General features: G+C 64.6%; 10 protein-coding genes. 3 read left to right on the top strand and 7 right to left on the bottom strand.

Annotation, left to right across the window (positions count from 1 at the left end; translation table 11 throughout):
* Positions 1–106: 106 nt before the first annotated feature.
* From FGU64_RS22670 to FGU64_RS22650, 5 genes are all read right to left on the bottom strand, one after another.
* The gene (locus FGU64_RS22670; RefSeq protein ID WP_139955135.1) at positions 107–1,735 is read right to left on the bottom strand and encodes an alpha-D-glucose phosphate-specific phosphoglucomutase; all 1,629 of its coding nucleotides are present in this window, start codon (positions 1,733–1,735) and stop codon (positions 107–109) included.
* A gap of 3 nt (positions 1,736–1,738) precedes the next feature.
* Positions 1,739–3,184: a glycogen synthase GlgA gene (gene glgA, locus FGU64_RS22665; RefSeq protein ID WP_139955524.1), complete on the bottom strand. Its 1,446-nt coding sequence runs from the start codon at positions 3,182–3,184 to the stop codon at positions 1,739–1,741.
* Between the two features lie 35 nt (positions 3,185–3,219).
* Positions 3,220–4,482, bottom strand: coding sequence for a glucose-1-phosphate adenylyltransferase (gene glgC, locus FGU64_RS22660; RefSeq protein ID WP_139955134.1), 1,263 nt, complete (start codon positions 4,480–4,482; stop codon positions 3,220–3,222).
* Between the two features lie 17 nt (positions 4,483–4,499).
* Entirely contained in the window at positions 4,500–6,686 is a 2,187-nt protein-coding gene (gene glgB / locus FGU64_RS22655; RefSeq protein ID WP_139955523.1) for a 1,4-alpha-glucan branching protein GlgB, read from the bottom strand.
* Between the two features lie 83 nt (positions 6,687–6,769).
* On the bottom strand, positions 6,770–9,238 hold the full coding sequence (locus FGU64_RS22650; protein WP_139955133.1) for a glycogen/starch/alpha-glucan phosphorylase: 2,469 nt from the start codon (positions 9,236–9,238) through the stop codon (positions 6,770–6,772).
* A 288-nt stretch (positions 9,239–9,526) separates the two neighbouring features.
* Between FGU64_RS22650 and FGU64_RS22645 the strand changes: the two genes are divergently transcribed.
* From FGU64_RS22645 to FGU64_RS22635, 3 genes are all read left to right on the top strand, one after another.
* Positions 9,527–10,777 carry an ROK family transcriptional regulator gene (locus FGU64_RS22645; protein ID WP_246671196.1) on the top strand — a complete coding sequence of 417 codons (1,251 nt, stop codon included), beginning with the start codon at positions 9,527–9,529 and terminating at the stop codon, positions 10,775–10,777.
* On the top strand, positions 10,774–11,697 hold the full coding sequence (locus FGU64_RS22640; RefSeq protein WP_139955132.1) for a carbohydrate kinase: 924 nt from the start codon (positions 10,774–10,776) through the stop codon (positions 11,695–11,697). The genes FGU64_RS22645 and FGU64_RS22640 overlap by 4 nt, the downstream gene beginning before the upstream one ends.
* A 204-nt stretch (positions 11,698–11,901) precedes the next feature.
* Positions 11,902–13,041 carry a DegT/DnrJ/EryC1/StrS aminotransferase family protein gene (locus FGU64_RS22635; protein ID WP_139955131.1) on the top strand — a complete coding sequence of 380 codons (1,140 nt, stop codon included), beginning with the start codon at positions 11,902–11,904 and terminating at the stop codon, positions 13,039–13,041.
* Positions 13,042–13,104: 63 nt separating this feature from the next.
* On the opposite strand, the gene cysQ is transcribed toward FGU64_RS22635, so the two are convergent.
* Both cysQ and cysN read right to left on the bottom strand, forming a co-directional pair.
* Positions 13,105–13,905, bottom strand: coding sequence for a 3'(2'),5'-bisphosphate nucleotidase CysQ (gene cysQ, locus FGU64_RS22630; RefSeq protein ID WP_180375593.1), 801 nt, complete (start codon positions 13,903–13,905; stop codon positions 13,105–13,107).
* Positions 13,889–15,841, bottom strand: coding sequence for a sulfate adenylyltransferase subunit CysN (gene cysN, locus FGU64_RS22625; RefSeq protein ID WP_139955129.1), 1,953 nt, complete (start codon positions 15,839–15,841; stop codon positions 13,889–13,891). Before cysN ends, cysQ begins: the two co-directional genes overlap by 17 nt.
* Between the last annotated feature and the right edge of the window lies 1 nt (position 15,842).

Here is a 15,842-nt window from a genome sequence, read left to right as displayed (position 1 = left end):
GCAGGGCGCCGATACGGCCAGTCCCCCTCCACCTTAAAGGGAAGGGGTATCAAGCCCGCAAGACTTAACAAGAATCCCATCTAAACTGACTATCCGCCCATGCGGGTCACGTAATCACGCTCGGCGCGGCGCGGCCGGTGTGGCTATGAATGCCGGCGATGTCGTCCGCAGCCGCGATCAGGTCGGCAAGCGCTTCCTGCGTGTCGATGCCGTGTTTGGATGGGTCCGCCTCATAGCGCTCCATATAGACGCGCAACGTGGCGCCGGAAGTACCCGTTCCGGACAGGCGGAAGACAACGCGCGAACCGCCCGCAAACATCACGCGAATGCCCTGATGCTCGCTGACCGAACCGTCGACCGGATCGTGGTAGGAAAAGTCGTCGGCCTTCTCGACGGTCAACCCACGCACCATGGTTCCGGGCAAGGAGTCCAGCTTCGCGCCGAGATCCTTCATCAGCGCGTTGGCCTTTTCGCTCTCGACCTCCTCGTAGTCGTGACGCGAATAGTAGTTGCGGCCGTAAGTCGCCCAGTGCTTGGTGACGATCTCCTTCACGCTCTCGCCGCGCGCGGCGATGATGTTGAGCCAGAACAGTACGGCCCACAGCCCGTCCTTCTCGCGCACATGATTGGAGCCGGTGCCGAAGCTCTCCTCGCCGCACAGCGTCACCTTGCCGGCATCGAGGAGGTTGCCGAAGAACTTCCAGCCGGTCGGCGTCTCGTAGCAGCCGACGCCGAGCTTTTCAGCCACACGGTCTGCGGCGGCACTCGTCGGCATGGAGCGTGCAACGCCGGAAATGCCCTTGGCATAACCCGGCGCCAACTTCGCGTTGGCCGCGATGATTGCAAGGCTGTCCGATGGCGTGACGAACATGCCCTTGCCGACGATCATGTTGCGGTCGCCGTCGCCGTCGGAGGCGGCGCCGAAATCCGGACCGGACGGGCTCATGACGTCGTCATAGAGTTTCTTGGCGTGGACGAGGTTCGGATCGGGGTGATGGCCGCCGAAATCGGGCAGCGGTTTGAAATTTCGGCAGGTGCCGACCGGCGCGCCGAGGCGGTTTTCCAGAATCTCCTTGCCGTAGGGGCCGGTCACCGCGTGCATGGAATCGAAAGCCATGCGGAAGCCGGACTTGAACAGCGCCCTCAGCGCGTCGAAGTCGAACAGGCTCTCCATCAACTCGGCATAGTCCTTGACCGGATCGATGACCTCGACCGTCATGCCGGCGACCTCGACGGTGCCCACCTTGTCGAGATCGACCGCGCCGATATCGACAATGCGGTATTCCTTGATCGCCTTCGACTTGGCGAAGATGGCGTCGGTGATCTTTTCCGGCGCCGGGCCGCCGTTTTCGGCATTGTACTTGATGCCGAAATCTTCCTTCGGCCCGCCGGGATTGTGGCTGGCCGAGAGAATAATGCCGCCGAAGGCCTTGTATTTGCGGATGACGTTGGAGGCGGCCGGCGTCGACAGGATGCCGCCCTGCCCGACCATCACCTTGCCGAAGCCGTTGGCGGCGGCGATCGCCAGCACCTTCTGGATGACCTCGCGGTTGTAGAAGCGACCGTCGCCGCCCAGCACCAGCGTCTTGCCCTCAAAACCGTCCAGCGCGTCGAAGATCGACTGGACGAAGTTCTCGACATAGTGCGGCTGCTGGAACACCGGCACTTTCTTGCGCAGGCCGGATGTACCGGGCTTCTGGTCGTCGAAAGGTTTGGTGGCGACGGTGCGGATCATTCTTCAAACAGCCTTTCTCGATAGGAGCGAGCGGTAGAGCCCGGCATATTTTTCCGCGCTCCTGTCCCAAGATAGATCGGCTTTCATGCCCTGCCGCTGTATCGAGACCCAGATCACCGGGTTTTGATGCAGCTCGACCATCCGGTGAACGGCGTGCAGCAGCGCCTCACCGCTGTTCGGCGCGAACTGGAAGCCGGTGGCGGCGCTTGCCTCGACGGCCGCCTCGTTGGCGTCAATGACAGTGTCCGCGAGCCCGCCGGTGCGGGCGACGACCGGCACGCAGCCGTAGCGCAGGCCGTAGAGCTGGGTCAGCCCGCACGGCTCGAAGCGCGACGGGATCAGGATGGCGTCGCTGCCGCCCTGCAACAGATGCGACAGCGCCTCGTCGTAGCCGATCACCACGCCGATGCGGCCGCGATGGCGGGCAGCGGCGGCGAGCAGCGCGCCTTCCAGTCCGGCGTCGCCGGAGCCGAGCACGGCTAGCCGCGCGCCGGCGGCGACGATGCCGTCGGCCACGGCGGCGAGGATGTCCATGCCCTTCTGCCATGTCAGCCGGCTGACGATGCAGAGGAGTGGGCTATTGTCGCGATCGAGGCCGAAGCGCTCCTCAACGGCGGCCCTGTTGCGCGCGCGCGCTTTCAGCGTTTTGGCCGAATACGGTGCGGCAAGATGCTTGTCGGTGGCTGGATTCCAGATGTCGGTGTCGATGCCGTTGACGATGCCATGGAGATCGCCGGCGCGCAGGTTGACGAGGCCATCGAGGCCCATGCCGAATTCCGGCGTGCGGATTTCCTGCGCATAGGTGGGCGAGACGGTGGTAAGCGCCCATGCCGCCTGCAAGCCGGCCTTGAGATAGCCGACGCCGCCGTAATATTCGACGCCGTCCAGCGTCATCGCCTCGGCCGGCAGACCGAGTTCGCCGAAGATGCCGGCGCCGAACTGACCCTGGAAGGCAAGGTTATGGACGGTCATCACCGAAGGCGTGGCGGGCGCGCGGCCATAGCGCATGTAGGCCAGCGTCATCGCCGCCTGCCAGTCATGCGCGTGGACGACGTCGGGCACGTAGCCGGCGACCGAGCCGCCGGCGATGTCGCCGCCGACGCGGCTGAGCGCGGCGAAGCGGCGCCAACTGTCCGGCCAGTCGCGGCCGGCCGCATCGCCATAGGGGCTGCCCGGACGGTCAAACAGATGCGGCGCGTCGAGCACCAGAAGATCGAGCCCCGCGGCCTCGGCCGCCAGCACGGAAGCCTTGCCTCCGAACAGGGCCGGATAATCCGCCACGGCTTTTGCCTGCTTCAGCGCATCCATCACCACCGGATAGCCGGGCACGAGCGAGCGCATGGCGACACTCTTTCCCTTCAAGGCAATGGGCAGCGCGCCGGCGACGTCCGCCAGGCCGCCGGTCTTGACCAGCGGAAAGATTTCGGAGGCGACGGAGAGCACCTGCATGTTTTTGTCAGTCATTCGGCCTGCTTCCGGAACCGTCATCCCAGCTTGTCGATCATCGGCTGGGTGATCAGGCAGATGCCCTTTTCCGACACGCGGAAGCGTTTGGCGTCCAGCGCCGGGTCTTCGCCGACCACCAGCCCTTCGGGGATCTTGACGCCGTGGTCGATGACGACGCGCTTCAGGCGCGCGTTGCGGCCGACGGTGCAGTCGGGCAGCATCACCACCTCTTCCAGCTTGGAATAGGAATTGATGCGCGCGCCGGTGAAAATCAGGCTGCGGCGCAGCGAGGCGCCGGAGACGATGCAGTCGCCCGACACCAGCGAGGAGATCGCCTCGCCGCGGCGCCCCTCCTCGTCATGCACGAACTTCGCCGGCGGCTTCAGTTCGGCATAGGTCCAGATCGGCCAGTCGCGGTCGTAGAGATCGAGTTCGGGCGTCACATCCGTGAGGTCGATATTGGCCTCCCAGTAGGCATCGACCGTGCCGACATCACGCCAGTAAGGCAGCGCCTCCTGGCTGGAGCGCACACAGGACTTGGCGAAGCGATGGGCGATCGCCTTGCCGCCCTGGACGATCTTCGGGATAATGTCCTTGCCGAAATCGCGGCTGGAATTCGGATCGGCGGCATCCTCGCGCAACAACTGCATGAGGAATTTCGTGCGGAAGACATAGATGCCCATCGAGGCCAGCGCGAAATCCGGCTTGTCGGGGATGCCGGGTGGATCGGCGGGCTTCTCGACGAAGGCGATGATGTTGTCCTTGCCGTCGACATGCATGACACCGAAACCCGTCGCCTCCATGCGCGGCACTTCGAGACAGCCCACGGTGACGTCGGCATTGGCGTCGACGTGCTGGCGCAACATCAGTTCGTAGTCCATCTTGTAGATGTGGTCGCCGGCCAGGATGACCATGAATTCCGGGTTGTAGCTCTCGATGATGTCGATGTTCTGGTAGACGGCATCGGCCGTGCCTTCGTACCATTGGGTTTCCGACACGCGCTGCGAGGCCGGCAGGATGTCGAAGCTCTCGTTGCGTTCCGGGCGCAGGAAATTCCAGCCGCGTTGCAGGTGGCGGATCAGCGAATGGGCCTTGTACTGCGTCGCCACGCCGAGGCGGCGGATGCCGGAATTCAGCGCGTTCGACAGGGCGAAATCGATGATACGGGTCTTGCCGCCGAAATAGACGGCCGGCTTGGCGCGCCGGTCGGTCAGTTCCTTCAACCGGCTGCCACGCCCACCTGCCAGCACGTAGGCCATCGCATCGCGGGCCAGCGGCTGGGTTCGTTTCATATCGGCCATGGTTTCCTCCCAAGCACTCAGTCCGGAACGAATTCGAGCATGACGGTGGCAAGCGGCGGCAGCGTCAGCACGGCTGCAACCCCTTCGCCTTCGGCCACGGCCTCTACGGAATCGCCGTTGCCCATACCGGAGCCGCCATAGTCGGCGGCATCGGTGTTGACGATCTCGCGCCATGTGCCGGCGTGCGGCAGCGGCAGCCGATAGTTCTCGCGCGGCACCGGCGTGAAATTGCAGACGACCGCGACGGGGTTTGCGCCAGGCGCCTTGCGCAGCCAGGCAAAGACGGAGCGCTGCTTGTCGTCGACGACCAGCCATTCAAACCCTTCCGGCTCGCAGTCGCGCGCATGAAGCGCCGGATAGTTGCGGTAGAGACGGTTCAGGTCCTTCACCACCTTCTGCATGCCGCTGTGCGGGGCGTATTGCAGCAGGTCCCAGTCGAGCGCCCTCGCCTCGCTCCATTCGCGGCGTTGGGCGAATTCCTGCCCCATGAACAGGAGCTTCTTGCCGGGATAGCCCCACATGAAGGCATAGAAGGCCCGGAGCGTGGCGAACTTCTGCCAGTCGTCGCCGGCCATCTTCGAGATCAGCGTGCCTTTGCCGTGCACCACCTCGTCATGCGACAGCGGCAGGACGAAATTCTCGCTGAAGGCGTACATCAGCCCGAAGGTGAGTTCGTCGTGATGGTGCTGGCGATGGATGGGCTCACGCGCGAAATATTGCAGCGTGTCGTGCATGAAGCCCATGTTCCACTTGAAGCCGAAGCCGAGGCCGCCTTCATGTACCGGCTTCGACACTTTCGGCCATGAGGTGGATTCCTCGGCGATGGTCACGACCCCAGGGTGATGGCCGTAAAGCTCCTTGTTCATCCGCTGGAGGAAGGCAACGGCCTCAAGGTTCTCACGGCCGCCCTTCTCGTTGGGGATCCATTCGCCGGCTTTGCGCGAATAGTCGAGGTAGAGCATGGAGGCGACGGCATCCACACGCAGCCCGTCGACATGGTATTTCTCGGCCCAGTAGAGGGCGTTGTTGACCAGGAATTCGATGACCTCGTGGCGTCCGAAATTGTAGATCAGCGTGTTCCAGTCCGGATGAAACCCCTTGCGCGGATCCTCGTGCTCGTAGAGCGCGGTGCCGTCGAAGCGCACCAGCCCGAACTGATCGACGGGAAAATGCGCCGGCACCCAGTCGAGAACGACGCCGACGCCGGCGCGGTGGGCGCCGTCGACGAAGCGGGCGAAGCCGTCAGGATCGCCGAAGCGCGCCGACGGGGCATACAGGCCGGTCGTCTGGTAGCCCCAGGACGGATCATAAGGATGCTCCGAGATCGGCAGGAACTCGATGTGGGTGAAGCCCATTTCGACCACATAGGGGATCAGCCGGTCGGCCAGTTCGTCCCAGGTCAGGAACGTGCCATCCTCGTTGCGCTGCCAGGAACCGGCATGGACTTCGTAGATCGCCATCGGCTGGCGCCGCGGATCGGCGTCGCGCCAGAACGTGCGATGCGCCTCGTCGCCCCATTGGTGCTGTGATGGCTCGGCCGTCACCGAAGCCGTGGCCGGCCTCAGCTCCGACTGGAACGCGAAGGGATCGGCCTTGAGCGGCAGCCGGACGCCCTGCGCGCCGATGATCTCGAACTTGTAGGGCCGGCCAGCGCCGATATCGGGAATGAAAATCTCCCAGATGCCGGTGTCGCGGCGCAGGCGCATCGGGTGGCGGCGGCCGTCCCAGTCATTGAAGTCGCCGACGACGGAGACGCGCTTGGCATTCGGCGCCCAGACGGCGAAATGCACGCCGCTGGCCCCTTCGTGGTCGATCAGGTGGGCGCCGAGCTTGTCGAAAAGCCTTAGATGCGAGCCCTGGGCGATATAGTAGTCGTCCATCGGCCCGAGCACCGGGCCGAAGGAATAGGGATCAGTCAGCCACCATTCGCCGCCGGCATTTTCCGCATGATAGCGCAGCGGCTGGCGCTTGCGGATCGACAGCTTGCCTTCGAAGAACCCGTCCTCGTTTCGCTTCTCAAGCGTGCCGACTTCCTTGCCGGCCAGCGTATGGGCCGTCACGCGCTCGGCATGAGGAATAAAGCAGCGGGCGACGAAACCCTTGCCGGCAGCCTGCACGCCGAGGACCGCAAACGGATCGCCATGCGTGCCCGAAACAATGGCGGAGACATCGCCGGCTGATGCCAGTCCGTCCGTTCCGCCCATTGTCGCGGTCGCACGCGGCTTCTTCGTCAAGCGGCTCCCCTTTCCGGGTACAACAATACGTTGCCGTTTCTCATGCAATCACATCAGGCAGGCACGTTCCAGATATCTTTCGCATATTCGCGGATGGTGCGATCGGAGGAGAACCAGCCGACGCGCGCGACGTTGCGGATGGCCCTGGCGTACCAGTCGGAACTGTCGCGCCAAACGTCGTCGATGGAGCGTTGCGCCGCGGCATAGGCATCGAAATCGGCGGCGACCATGAACCAGTCGCTGTCGTAGAGGCCGTTCATCAGGTCGCGATAGCGATCCGGGTCGTCGGGCGAGAACACGCCGGACGAGACGGCGGCTATGGCCTGCGACAGTTCACGCGAGCCTTCGATGATCGTGCGCGGCTGGTAGCCGTTGGCGCGCCGCTCGGCCACCTCATCGGCCTTCAGGCCGAAGATGAAGATGTTGTCGTCGCCGACGCGCTCCCTGATCTCGACATTAGCGCCGTCGAGCGTACCTATGGTGAGCGCGCCGTTCAGCGCGAATTTCATATTGCCGGTGCCGGACGCCTCCATCCCCGCCGTCGAAATCTGTTCCGACAGATCGGCTGCCGGCATCATCACCTCGGCGGCGCTGACGTTGTAGTTGGGCACGAACACCACTTTCAGCAGGCCACGCACCGACGGATCGCCGTTGATGACTTTCGCCACATCGTTGGCCAGTTTGATGATGAGCTTGGCATTGTGATAGCTGGGCGCCGCCTTGCCGCCGAAGAACTTCACGCGCGGCACCCAATCGCGCTCCGGGTGCGAGCGGATCTGGTCGTAGAGCGCGATAGCTTCGAGGATGTTGAGAAGCTGGCGCTTGTATTCGTGGATACGCTTGATCTGAATATCGAACAGCGCCGACGGATCGACCTTGATGCCCAGCCGCTCGGCGACCAGGGTGGCCAGCCGCTCCTTGTTGGCGCGCTTGACGGCGGCGAACTTGTCGCGGAACCCGGCATCCTCGGCGAAGCGATCGAGATCGTGGATCGCCTCGATGTCGTCGAGGAAACGGTCGCCGATCGTCTCGCGCGCGAGTTCCGTCAGGCCCGGATTGCACTGGAACAGCCAGCGGCGCGGCGTTATGCCGTTGGTCTTGTTGTTGATGCGGTTCGGATAGAGGCTGTGCAGGTCGGCGAACACCGTCTGCTTCATCAGTTCGGTATGCAGTGCCGACACGCCGTTGATCGAATGCGAGCCGACGAAGGCGAGGTTGCCCATGCGAACGCGGCGGTCGCCGTTTTCCTGAATCAGCGAGATGCGGGCGATCTGGTCGCCGTTGAAGCGGCCGGTTGCGCGCGCTTCCAAGAGCACCGCAGCATTGATGGCATAGACGATCTGCATATGGCGCGGCAGAAGCCGCTCGAACAGCGGCACCGGCCAGCTTTCCAGCGCTTCCGGCAAAAGCGTGTGGTTAGTGTAGCCGAAAGTGCGCCTGGTGATGTCCCAGGCCTGATCGAAATCGATGCCGTGGACGTCCATCAAAAGCCGCATCAGTTCTGGCACGGCGACCGCCGGATGGGTGTCGTTCAGGTGGATCGCCGCCTTGTCCGGCAGGGATCCGAGATCGCCATATTGACACAGATGTCGCTGGAGGATGTCCTGCAAGGAGGCCGAGGAGAAGAAATACTCCTGCCGGAGCCTGAGTTCCTGCCCTTCCTTGTGCGAGTCGGCCGGATAGAGCACACGCGACAGGGCGTCTGCCTTGTTGCTTTCGGCCAGCGCGCCCATGTGATCGCCGGCATTGAACTTGTCGAGCAGGATCGGGTCGACCGGCATGCCCGACCACAGGCGCAGCGTGTTGACGCGGTTGGCCCGCCAGCCGACGACCGGGGTGTCGTAGGCGACGGCGAGCACGCGCTCGCCGGGCTTCCAGACGTGGCGCTCCAGACGCCCGTCCTTGTCGGTCACGGATTCGACCGAGCCGCCGAAGCCGACCTCGAAGGCACGCTCGCGGCGCTCGAACTCCCACGGATTTCCGTGGTCGAGCCAGGTTTCGGGCAGCTCGACCTGCCAGCCGTCCTGGATTTCCTGACGAAACATGCCGTTGGCGTAGCGGATGCCGTAGCCGTGCGCCGGGATGTCGACGGTGGCCATCGATTCCATGAAACAGGCGGCGAGCCGGCCTAACCCGCCATTGCCAAGTGCAGCGTCCGGTTCGAGCTGGGCAATCGCATCGAGATCGACGCCGAGCGAAACAAGGGCCTGCCGCATCGTCTCCATCATGCCGAGATTGGAGAAGGCATCGCGCATCAGACGACCGATGAGGAATTCGAGCGACAGGTAGTAGACGCGCTTTTCCTGCCGGTCGTAGGCTTCCTTGGTCGCCTCCATCCAATGATCGATGACGCGGTCGCGCACCACCTGTATGGACGCAGTCAGCCAGTCGTAGCGGGTGGCGACGGTGGTGTCCTTGCCGACGCGATAACGCAGCACCCTGAGGATCTCGGCGGCGAGAGCCTGAGGGTCCGGATCTTCCGGGAGAGCCTGTGGAATTTGAACAGTCTTTGCGCTCGCCATGTGGCCTCTGGTAATTGGCTTTCGAAACGGTGCGACCGCGGCCGCTCACCCCGTTCTATCATTCCATCCGTTTCATGCTAGCCGATATCTCTTGTCGTTTTCAATCGATTTAAATCTTGCCAACCGCAATGGACAGCACTGCATGATCGGCGCCCAAGCCAGCCTGCGAGGAACGCCTTAGCATCAGTTTGACAATAAATAAATCACTCTTATTTATTATTGACAGCCTTGCCAAGCTTGCGCAATTTGACGAGAAAACAGCGCGGAAGGCAACGGCGGGAGGACGGGGTGGACGGCGACGTTATCAGGCACGGTTCGCGCGAAGCCGCGACGGGCCCGCTCCATCGCGGCACGAACCAGAGCGGCATGCGTGCCCATAACGAACGGCTGGTGCTGTCGCTGGTGCGCCAGCACGGCAGCCTTGCCAAGTCTGACATCGCCCGCATGACCGGGCTCTCGGCGCAGACCGTCTCCGTCATCATGCGCGAGTTGGAGGCCGACGGCCTGCTCGTTCGGCAGGCACCGGTGCGCGGGCGCATCGGCCAACCGTCCGTGCCGATGGCTCTCGACCCGGACGGTGCCTTCTTCATCGGCCTCAAGATCGGCCGGCGCAGCGCCGAACTGGTGCTCATCGATTTCCTCGGCAGCGTGCGCTCCATGCTGCATCATTCCTATCGCTACCCGACGACCGGCGAGACGGTGGCATTCGTCGCCACCGGTTTGAAGGAGCTGCGCAGCAGCCTCGACGCCAGGCAGAATGGGCGTATCGCCGGCCTCGGCATCGCCATGCCGTTCGAGCTCTGGAACTGGATCGACGCCGCCGGCGCGCCCCGCGACGTCATGGACGCCTGGCGCCATTGCGACATACGCGCCGAAATCCAGGCCCTGTGCGACTTCCCGGTTTACCTGCAGAACGACGCGACCTCCGCCTGCGGTGCCGAGATGGTGTTCGGGCAGGCGGCCAGCCTGCGCGATTTCGTCTATTTCTATATCGGCGCCTTCGCCGGCGGCGGCATCGTGCTCGACGGCCGGCTCTACGGCGGCAGGACCGGCAACGCCGGGGCGCTGGGCTCGATGCCGGTACCGGGGCCGGACGGCAGGCCGACCCAGCTCATCGACAGGGCTTCCATCGCCGTCCTGGAAAGGACGCTCGCCGCGTGCGGGATCGAGGCCTCGCATCTGTGGACCTCACCCCAGGACTGGGGCGACATCGGCCCGGAACTCGACGCCTGGATCGCCGACGCGTCGGACGCGCTGGCCTACGCCATCGTCGCCGCCTCTTCGGTGATCGATTTCGAGGCGGCCGTCATCGACGGCTGGATGCCGGCGGCGGTGCGCCGCCGGCTGGTCGAGGCGGTAGCGAAAGCCGTTGGCCGGATCGACGCCGAGGGCCTCAAGCTGCCGGTGGTGCGCGAGGGCACCGTCGGCATCCATGCGCGTGCACTCGGCGGGGCGAGCCTGCCGCTCTCGGAACGGTTCCTTCTCGGCGCCACGGTCCTCACCAGCGCCACCAATGCGGAAGAAAGCAGGCCATCATGATCCTGTGCTGCGGCGAGGCCCTGATCGACATGCTGCCGCGCCGCTCGGACGCCGGGGAACCGGCCTTCGCGCCCTATGCCGGCGGTGCGGTGTTCAACACGGCCATCGCGCTCGGTCGCCTCGGCGTGCCGGTCGAATTCTTCTCCGGCCTCTCCACCGACCTGTTCGGCCAGCAGATCGCGCGCGTCCTGGCCGAAAGCAAGGCCGGCACGCGCTACGCCCACTTCTCGGCGCGGCCGACGACGCTCGCCTTCGTCGATCTGAAGGACGGCCATGCTACTTACGTCTTCTACGACGAAGGCACGGCCGGGCGCATGCTTTCGCCCGAGGACCTGCCCGATCTCGCCGGCGACGTCGAGGCGCTGCTGTTCGGCGCCATCAGCCTCATTCCCGAACCCTGCGGTTCCACCTATGAAGCGTTGATGGCGCGCGAGCATGCGAAACGGGTGACGATGCTCGATCCGAACATCCGCCCCGGCTTCATTCCCGACCGTGCCAGGCACGCCGAGCGCATCCGCCGCATGATGACGATGGCCGACATCGTCAAATTGTCGGACGAGGACCTTGCCTGGTTCGAGGAAGCGGGCCCGGCGGAAGACGTCATCCGGGGCTGGCTGGAGCGCGGCCCCAAGCTCATTGTACTGACGCAAGGCAGCAAGGGCGCCATAGGCTACACACGCAACCATGCCGTCACCGTTATGCCGCGACAGGTCGAGGTCGTCGACACCGTCGGCGCCGGCGACACTTTCAATGCCGGCATCCTGGCGTCGCTGCATGAGCAGGGCCTGCTGACGAAAGCAGCCCTCGGCAACCTGCCGCGCGACGCCATCGAGCAGGCGCTCAACCTCGGCGCACGCGCGGCGGCCGTCACGGTTTCGCGCGCCGGCGCCAATCCACCCTGGCGGCGCGAGATCGCCTGAAGCCAGCCGGGCCAACCACGCCAATCACAATATGTTGCGCGCCGTCACCAGCTTGGCGACGAGACGAGAATCCGGCCGAAACCCGGCCGTTTTCATCGTCTTTCGGTAACATGCACGCCTTGCGGCCAAAGCGCTGCGCCTTTCGTGACCGGTGCAACTCTGCTACCAGCGACCCCACATCAGACTGAGAAGTGTGGAACTGTCATGCAATTCATCGATCTCGGCGCCCAGCGCGAGCGCATCAGCAGCAGGTTGAAGGCGGCCATCGATGCAGTGGTCGAGGAAGGCCGCTACATCCTCGGTCCGCAGGTCGCGGAGTTCGAGAAGAAGCTTGCCGCCTATGTCGGGGTCGAGCATGTCATAGCCTGCGCCAACGGCACCGACGCCCTGCTCCTGCCGCTCTATGCCTCCGGTATCGGACCCGGTGATGCCGTGTTCGTGCCGAGCTTCACTTTCGCGGCGACCGCCGAGGTGGTGGCGCTGGCCAAGGCCGAGCCGGTGTTCGTCGATGTCGATGCCGACAGCTACAACATCGACATCGAAAGCCTCGAGGCGGCGATCGCCCAGGTGAAGAAGGAAGGCCGCCTGAAGCCGAAGGCGATCATCCCGGTCGACCTGTTCGGGCTTGCCGCCGACTACGACGCCATCATGGCGATCGCCAGACGGGAAAACCTGCTGGTTATCGAGGACGCGGCGCAGTCCATCGGCGGCTCGGCCGACAACAAGATGTGCGGCGCGTTCGGCCATGTCGCCGGCACCAGCTTCTATCCGGCCAAGCCACTCGGCTGCTATGGCGACGGCGGTGCGATGTTTACCAACGACGCGGCCCTTGCCGACAGGCTGCGCTCCTTCGCTTTCCACGGCAAGGGCGAGACCCAGTACGACAACGTCCATGTCGGAATCAATTCGCGCCTCGACACGCTGCAGGCGGCGATCCTGATCGAGAAGCTGGCCATTCTCGAAGACGAGATGGAGGCGCGCCGCACTGTGGCACAGCGCTATGCGGACGGCCTGGGCGATGTGGTCAAAGCCGCGAACAATCCCGGCCACGGTCGCTCGGCCTGGGCGCAGTATGCGATCGAAACGCCGAAGCGGGACGGGCTCAGGGCGCACCTGACCGAAAAGGGCATCCCCTCGGTCATCTACTACGTCAAGCCGCTGCACGAGCAGGTCGCCTATCGTGACTATCCGCGCACGCCGACCGGGCTGAAGGTTTCGGAGACGCTGCCGCAAAACATCCTGTGCCTGCCGATGCATCCCTATCTCAGCGAAGCCGATCAGGACCGGATCATCGAGACGATCCGCAATTATGTCGGCTCCAACTCGGCAGAAGCGGCGGAGTAGCGCCGCGCACCCCTCCGCCAGGGCCTCGGGCGTCCGATTCGCTCTCGGCGAAGCGGCCCTTCCCTACCTGCCCTTTGCGATGAAATGCGGATTGGCGAAATCCGCGTCGTCGGGCTGGTTGCGCTTGCCGTAGCGAAGCGGCGCGCCGTCCAGCGTGACGGTGACGCCGCCAGCGGCGCGCAGCACCGCGTCGCCCGCCGCGGTATCCCATTCCATGGTGCGGCCGAAGCGCGGATAGACGTCCGCCTCCGCGCTCGCCACCAGGCAGAATTTCAGCGACGAGCCGACCGAGACGATCTCGGCCCCGCCGAGGCTCGCTATGTAGGCTTCGGTCTCAGGCGTGTTGTGCGAACGGCTGGCGACGACGGCGAGCGGTTTCACGCCCTGGCGCGCGGCGAGCGGTCGGCGATCCGCGACACGGAAATCGGCGTCGACCTCGGCTGCCTCGGCATGGCCCGGCAGGCCGGAATAGAGCTTGCCGGTGCAAGGCGCGAAGACCACGCCCACTTCCGGAACGCCACGACGAACAAGGGCGATGTTGACGGTGAAGTCGGTGCGACGATTGACGAATTCCTTCGTGCCGTCGAGCGGATCGATGAGGAAGAATTCCGCGCCGAGATCGGCCGGCACAATGCCTGCCGAAACCTCTTCCTCGGCTACGCAGGGGATGTTCGGACGAGCGGCGCGCAGGCCGGCGAGGATGATTTTTTCCGCCTTCCTGTCGGCTTCGGTGACCGGCGAGGCATCGGCCTTGCGGTCCACCTCGCAGCCTTCCCGATAGACGCGCATGACCTCGCGACCGGCTTCCAGTGCCAGCCGCTCGAACAGCGCCACCAAAGCCGCGTCGTCAGATACCGCCGCCATCGTCGTAACTGTCCTCCGCAAGGTCGCGCTCCGCCAGCCAGCGGTCGAGAATATCCACCATGTCCTCGGGCGTGCGGCCCAGCGTCTTCAGGCGGACTTCGGGGTTTTCAGGAGCCTCGTATGGCGAATCGACGCCGGTGAAATTCTTGATCTCGCCCTTCAGCGCGCGGGCGTAAAGACCCTTGGGGTCGCGCCGGGCGCATTCCTCGAAGGGCGTATCCACGAAAACCTCGACGAATTCGCCGCCGACCATCAGCTCGCGCGCCATGCGCCGCTCGGCCTTGAAGGGCGAGATGAAGGACACGATGACGATCAGCCCCGCATCCGCCATCAGCTTCGCCACCTCCGCGACACGGCGGATGTTTTCCACGCGATCGGCGTCGGTGAAGCCGAGATCGCGGTTCAGGCCATGCCTGACGTTGTCGCCGTCCAGCAGGTAGGTGTGGCGGCCGGTGGCGTGAAGCTTCTTCTCCAGGAGGTTGGCGATGGTCGACTTGCCGGAACCCGACAGACCGGTGAACCAGAGAACGGCCGGACGCTGGTTCTTCATGTCGGCGCGGGCGCGCTTGCCGACGTCCAGCGACTGCCAGTGGATGTTCTCGGCACGGCGCAGGGGATGCAGGATCATGCCCGCGCCGACGGTGGCGTTGGTGATGCGGTCGACGAGGATGAAAGCGCCGGTCGCCCTGTTTTGCGCGAAGGGATCGAAGACGATGGGCGCGCGGGTAGCGATGCTGACGACGCCGACCTCGTTCATCGCCAGCGACTTCGCCGCCTCGTGCGCGAAATCGTTGACGTTGAGCCGATGCTTCAGTTCGGAAACGGTCGCGCTCGCCTGGTCTGTGGCGGTGCGCAGGATGTAGGAACGGCCGGGCAGCAGCGCCTGCTCGTCGAACCATACGATGTTGGCGGCGAACTGGTCGGCAACCTGGGGCCTTGCGGCCGCCGCCACCAGCATGTTGCCGCGCGAAACCTCGATCTCCTCGTCCAGCACCAGCGTAACGGCCTGCCCTGCCACGGCTTCCTTCAGGTCACCGTCCCGCGTGACGATGCGTTTCACGCGCGCCGACGTTCCCGATTTGGCGACGACGATCTCGTCGCCCTCGGCGACGCTTCCCGACGCTATCGTGCCGGCGAAACCGCGGAAGTCGAGATTGGGCCGGTTCACATATTGAACGGGGAACCGGAACGGCAACGCAAGTGCCTCGTCCTCGACAGCCACGGTTTCCAGATGCCCGATCAGCGTCGGCCCGGCATACCAGTTCATGCGCGGCGAGCGCGCGGTGACGTTGTCGCCATAACGGGCAGACAAGGGGATAGGGACGATGGACTTGAAGCCGAGGTCGGCCGCGAAGGCGCGATAGTCTTCCACGATCTTGGCGAACACCGCCTCGTCGAAATCGACGAGGTCGATCTTGTTCACCGCAACCACAATGTGGCGGATGCCGAGCAGCGAAGCGATGATGGAATGGCGCCGTGTCTGGCGCAGGACGCCCTGGCGCGCGTCCACGAGCACGATGGCGAGATCGGCGGTGGAAGCGCCGGTCGCCATGTTGCGCGTGTATTGCTCGTGGCCGGGCGTGTCGGCGACGATGAACTTGCGCTTCGGCGTGGCGAAGAAGCGATAGGCGACATCGATGGTGATGCCCTGCTCTCGCTCGGCCTCAAGGCCATCGACCAGCAGGGCAAAATCGACCTCCTCGCCGGTCGTGCCGTGCTTGCGGGAATCGCGCTCCAGCGCGGCGAGTTGGTCCTCGAATATCTGGCGCGTATCGGACAGGAGCCGGCCGATCAGCGTGGACTTGCCGTCATCCACCGAACCGCAGGTCAAAAAGCGCAACAGCGACTTCTTCTCCTGCGCGAGCAGGTAGTCGCGCACGCTGTCTGTTCCGGCGGCCGCGCCGGCTTCGGAAAGGGTCTCGGCGGTCGAGCGCATC

This window comes from Mesorhizobium sp. 8 (assembly GCF_006351905.1).
GTDB classification, from domain to species: Bacteria; Pseudomonadota; Alphaproteobacteria; order Rhizobiales; family Rhizobiaceae; genus Mesorhizobium; species Mesorhizobium composti.
Note: the sequence above shows the minus strand (reverse complement) of the source record. Positions and strands in the feature narration are given on the sequence as shown.